This window comes from Bacillus glycinifermentans, assembly GCF_001042475.2.
Lineage (GTDB): Bacteria > Bacillota > Bacilli > Bacillales > Bacillaceae > Bacillus > Bacillus glycinifermentans.
On the sequence record NZ_LECW02000066.1, the window covers coordinates 1 to 4,957 of the forward strand.

The 4,957-nt window shown below is 46.7% G+C and carries 6 protein-coding genes and 2 pseudogenes; 7 read left to right on the forward strand and 1 reads right to left on the reverse strand.

Translation table 11 applies throughout. From position 1 onward, the window contains the following. A pseudogene (locus AB447_RS23180) lies at positions 1-615 on the forward strand (ribonucleoside-diphosphate reductase subunit alpha); the annotation flags it as partial. Here the strand turns inward: AB447_RS23180 and AB447_RS23185 are convergent. Next, a complete protein-coding gene (locus AB447_RS23185) occupies positions 612-959 on the reverse strand; it encodes a hypothetical protein (RefSeq protein WP_048356314.1) in 348 nt (115 codons plus the stop codon). The pseudogene AB447_RS23180 and the gene AB447_RS23185 sit on opposite strands and share 4 nt — an antisense overlap. 114 nt (positions 960-1,073) lie before the next feature. On the opposite strand from AB447_RS23185, the gene AB447_RS23190 reads away from it, so the two are divergent. The 6 genes and pseudogenes from AB447_RS23190 to AB447_RS26530 all read left to right on the forward strand — a co-directional run. Next, a complete protein-coding gene (locus tag AB447_RS23190; RefSeq protein WP_048356313.1) occupies positions 1,074-1,412 on the forward strand; it encodes a DUF1140 family protein in 339 nt (112 codons plus the stop codon). 38 nt (positions 1,413-1,450) lie between these two features. Next, positions 1,451-2,422 (forward strand): class 1b ribonucleoside-diphosphate reductase subunit beta, encoded by a 972-nt coding sequence (nrdF, locus tag AB447_RS23195; RefSeq protein ID WP_048356312.1) that lies wholly within the window; start codon positions 1,451-1,453, stop codon positions 2,420-2,422. Continuing rightward, entirely contained in the window at positions 2,412-3,149 is a 738-nt protein-coding gene (locus AB447_RS23200) for a hypothetical protein (RefSeq protein WP_082634695.1), read from the forward strand. Before nrdF ends, AB447_RS23200 begins: the two co-directional genes overlap by 11 nt. Positions 3,150-3,203: 54 nt before the next feature. Next, entirely contained in the window at positions 3,204-3,839 is a 636-nt protein-coding gene (locus AB447_RS23205; RefSeq protein ID WP_048356310.1) for a dUTP diphosphatase, read from the forward strand. 14 nt (positions 3,840-3,853) lie between these two features. Beyond that, positions 3,854-4,669, forward strand: a complete 816-nt coding sequence (thyX, locus tag AB447_RS23210; RefSeq protein WP_048356315.1) for an FAD-dependent thymidylate synthase — start codon at positions 3,854-3,856, stop codon at positions 4,667-4,669. Continuing rightward, positions 4,639-4,957, forward strand: a pseudogene (locus AB447_RS26530) (3D domain-containing protein); the annotation flags it as partial. The gene thyX and the pseudogene AB447_RS26530, both read left to right, overlap by 31 nt.

Consider the following 4,957-nt stretch of genomic DNA (forward strand, 5'->3'; position numbering starts at 1 on the left):
TATTGGTCGCTGGTGCGGTCAATGGAGCTTGCGAAGGAAACCGGAAGCACGTTCGAGGGATTCGAAGGATCAACGTATGCAGACGGCAGCTACTTCGATAAGTACATCGCAGAGGACTTCCGTCCTAAAACGGAGAAGGTCGCGAAGCTGTTTGAAGGCGTTGAAATTCCGAAGCGCATCGATTGGGTTCGCTTGGAGGTTAACGTTATGCTCCACGGACTCTATCATTCGTATAGACTTGCGATTGCGCCGACGGGATCTATTTCGTACGTTCAGTCTGCTACTGCGTCGGTCATGCCTATTATGGAGCGCATAGAGGAAAGGACATACGGAAATTCCAAGACGTATTATCCGATGCCGGGGCTTAGTGCGAAGAATTGGTTCTTCTACAAGGAAGCGTATGACATGGATATGTTTAAAGTCGTCGATATGATTGCGACAATTCAGCAGCACGTCGATCAAGGTATCTCATTTACGTTGTTCTTAAAAGATACGATGACGACGCGCGATTTAAACCGAATTGACCTTTACGCACATCACAAAGGAATTAAGACGTTGTACTATGCGCGAACAAAGGATACGGGGCAGGAAGGTTGCTTGTCTTGCGTGGTTTAAAACACCGTGGTTACTAGGCGATCAAAGCAATCTTCCATCGCTTGAACTGATGGGGCTTGTTTATAAATGAATGGACCGTTTTCGTTAGAAACCTCCACCTCGTCCCAAAGAATATCATCATAAATTTCGGAAATCTGTTCAGGAGTTCCACTGACAGGGAATATAAGTTCAAGCCTTTCGGATATTCCAGAGAATGTTGTAGCGATATACGCCTGATCACCTTTATCGTTATTAATCATAAATACCGCATGCTTGCCTTCTTGGGCAGCGAGATTAGCAATTTCGGGAGGATAAGTAAAAGTGTGATTGCAAGGTGTTGTAGCCGGTAATTCGTTTTTGTTCATATTTTCAACTCCGTTTTATGTTTTCTTAATTATCCTACGGAGAGTTGATGGAAATCAACGTTTTTCGGATGCTAAATTTCTTTTATGTAGAAATAAGTATAGGAGGCGGTATAGGTGGTACGCCAACCAACTAACTTCGTTAAGATTTACTGCGATCTCATTTTGAAGAAAATCGTATCGAATATACTCTCTAATCAAAACAAGAAAACAAAGGCTTTAAATACATCTATGAAAACAGCCGAAACAGGTCAACAAGTCAGGACAACGAGGCATTGGAGAGCGGTGGGAGATGTTGAATTTTATTACGAGGAAATCCAAAAAGGATTCCAGCAAATGAAGGAGCTTGACGAATTAACCGGCTGGAGCGAGAAATTACACCAAGACAGGTTTAAATTCATGCGAGATAAATATGAAGGCATATTAAACGAATATTTAAGAGGGCGTAGTCAATAAATCCGAAAAACAACAATCAAAAAAAGGAGGACGAATAAATGTCGCAATATACAGCGGCCAACTGGTCGCAACACGAAGACGGATTCACGCAGATGTTTTACGAACAGAACGTTAAGCAGTTTTGGCTTCCGGAAGAGATTTCGCTAAACGGCGACCTTCTAACGTGGAAGTATCTCGGAGCCAACGAACAGGATACGTATATGAAAGTTCTCGCGGGCTTAACGCTGCTCGACACGGAACAAGGAAACACAGGTATGCCGTTAATTGCCGCACAGGTATCCGGTCATCAGCGCAAAGCCGTCCTGAACTTTATGGCGATGATGGAAAACGCAGTCCATGCGAAGTCGTATTCGAACATCTTCATGACGCTCGCACCAATGGAGAAAATTACGGAACTGTTCGAATGGGTGAAGACGAATCGATACTTGCAGCGTAAGGCCGAAATCATTGGTGGGCTGTACAACGCGATTAAGCCAGGCGATGACATTTCGCTTTACAAGGCGATGGTTGCGTCGGTCTATCTCGAAAGCTTCCTGTTCTATAGCGGCTTTTATTATCCGTTATATTTCTACGGTCAAGGAAAACTGATGAACAGCGGCGAGATCATTAATTTGATTATCCGCGACGAAGCGATCCACGGCGTCTATGTCGGCTTACTCGCGCAGGAAATTTATAATCGTCAGTCTCCGGGCGTCCAGATCGAATTGCGCGACTTTGCCGTCGAATTGCTTGCAGAACTTTACGAGAATGAGACCGCATATACTGAGGATATTTACGATCAGGTCGGGCTGACTCACGACGTTAAGAAGTTTGTCCGGTACAACGGAAACAAGGCGCTGGCTAACCTCGGATTCGACCCATATTTCGAAGATGAAACGGTAAATCCGATCGTGCTGAACGGATTGAATACGAAGACGAAATCTATGGACTTCTTCAGTCAAAAGGGGAATTCTTACAAAAAAGCTACCGCTGAAGCTTTGCAGGATGAGGATTTTTACTTTGGGGATTGAACACGAACTTATAGGTGAGGTGTTCTCGAACAACCAAGGGCAGAAATATGAAGTTCTTCGAGTAAGTGGACGGAAGAAGAACGGAACAAAACTATTTAGAATACGGTTCGTAAAAACAGGCTATGAGCGAGATGTGGAAAAAGTTGAAATCATGCGTGGGAAAATAAAAGATCGATATGAAAAATCAGTGTTTGGAGTAGGTTATCTCGGGGACGTAAAGATGGTAGGGGTAAAAAATATTTATTCAATTTGGAGTGGTATGCTAGAGCGATGCTACGATCCTGATTGTCCGCATTATTCATCGTATGGCGGAGCCGGAGTAAAAGTTTGCGATCGATGGCACTGCTTTAAGCATTTTCTCGAAGATTTTCCGAGGATAGATGGGTATGATGAGGAACTTTTCAATAACCGAAAACTCTTTCTCGACAAAGATATAAAGCAGCAAGGCGTACCGAAAAGCCAGAAAGTTTATTCCCCGGAAACTTGCTGCTTTGTCACCCGGGAAGTCAATAATGCTTATCGAGACTTGTCTAATACCCGCGTTCACTTCATCGCAAAGTCCCCGGAGGGAGAAATTATCCGAGCGGAAGGTCTTCGGCCATTCTCAGAAAAGTACGGACTGCATCGTCCAATAATAAAGAAATGTCTGCGCGGTGAACGAACGGACTATAACGGCTGGACTTTCGAGCTTGTAAAAGAATCGAATTGGGGGCGTAAGAGTGCTTAATTACGCATCCATTAACGAAAGTATATACGCAACTATTAACGAGGGGGAATCGAAATGAACGTAAATATTAAACGCCTGTCACCCGATGCACAAATTCCACAATACGCTCACGCTTCCGACGCTTGCTTCGACCTAGTAGCGGTAGAAGACGTCATTATCGAGCCGGGAAAAACCACGCTAGTCAAAACGGGGCTAGTATTCGAGATTCCGGAAGGCTACGAAATGCAGATTCGGCCACGTTCGGGTATTACGTTGAAGACGAAGCTGCGTGTTCAGCTCGGTACGGTCGACGCAGGCTATCGGGGCGAGGTCGGAGTGATTGTCGATAATATTGCGCAAAAGGAATATGAGGTCGAGGAACAGTACGAATATAACCGCGAAGAGGAACCTGAGTATTGGGGATCGGAGATGCGTGCAGTTTGTCATAACGCTATCCATACTATTGACAATTCCGGAAACTCACCAATAGGAAACGTTTTGACGGAAGAAAGCGTCCCGGCAGGAACGTACATCATCAGCAAAGGAGATCGTATCGCGCAAGCGGTAATCAAGCCGGTCGAGCAGGCGGCATTTACGGAAGTGACCAAGTTGGGCGATAGCGATCGTGGTGCGGGTGGCTTCGGTTCGAGCGGAGTCGGAAGTCCACATCCGGAATATTTCGGGGAACCGACGGGGAAGGAGCTGATATAATGGCGGAAACCAAAATGAACGTACAGCTAATCGCGCATACGCAATTAAGCGACGAATTCAAACAGACCCTCGATTACAGAAAATACGATGAATCTGGCGAATATTATACGAACACCTTGGACGATCTGCACCAAACCGACGGCCAAGCGGTCGCCCTAACCGCAATCAGAACGTGCTACAGCGCCAACATGCCGTCTGAAATCGTCGCAAAGGAAGGCGCCAAGTATTTCGGCTCCAAAGCGTCAGATGGTGGCGCAGGCACCGACGCCGACCGATTGTTCCGACATATCGTCCGTTCGGGCCATTCGTCGACGTTAGAGCATATCTCGTTCACCTTTGCAATTGAAGGCGTCAGCCGGGCGTTATTGGCGCAGCTCACACGCCACAGAGTCGGCTTTAGTTTCAGCGTCCAGTCACAGCGTTATGTGCGGATGGGAAGCGATGATAAGATCGGCGGATTCGATTATGTAGTTCCGGGGAAAGTTGAATACGGAAGCGAGCAGGTGCATTTTCAGCGGCGCGAAATGTTTGACGGGGTTGCTTACGGATTTGCTGACGAGGTTTTCAGAGAGGCGATGGATAACGCGCAATATTACTACGATATGCTTCGTAAATCCGGAGTGCCCGCCGAAGATGCCCGCGCCGTCCTACCGAACGCAGCCGCAACTAATCTCGTAATGACTGCGAATCTACGGTCGTTACTCGAATTCTATTCGAAACGTAAGCAGGGCAAAGGTGCGCAAAAGGAGATCGCTGAACTCGCGGAAGCCTTACGTCAGGAAGTCGTTAATGTAGAGCCGTGGGTCGACCAATTCTTCGAGGAGGTGTAAACATCGGTATACTAACAAATTTCACGCTAACAGCGCAGCTATTCTCCGGCCACTGTCCGACAGATCAGCCGCCAGAACCGCCAAGGATAACGCCAGATCAGGCCGCACTTCAATCGGCAGAATCGCGTAACGAAGAATTAACGAAAGAGATAACGAAAAAGGACGCGCAGATACAGGCGCTTGAGGACGAAGTCAAGGCGCTGAAGAAGTCAAAAAAGAAACCGGCTCCGGACGCCACTAAAACGTCAGCATGGCGGACTTTTACCATGACAGCTTATACGGCCTATT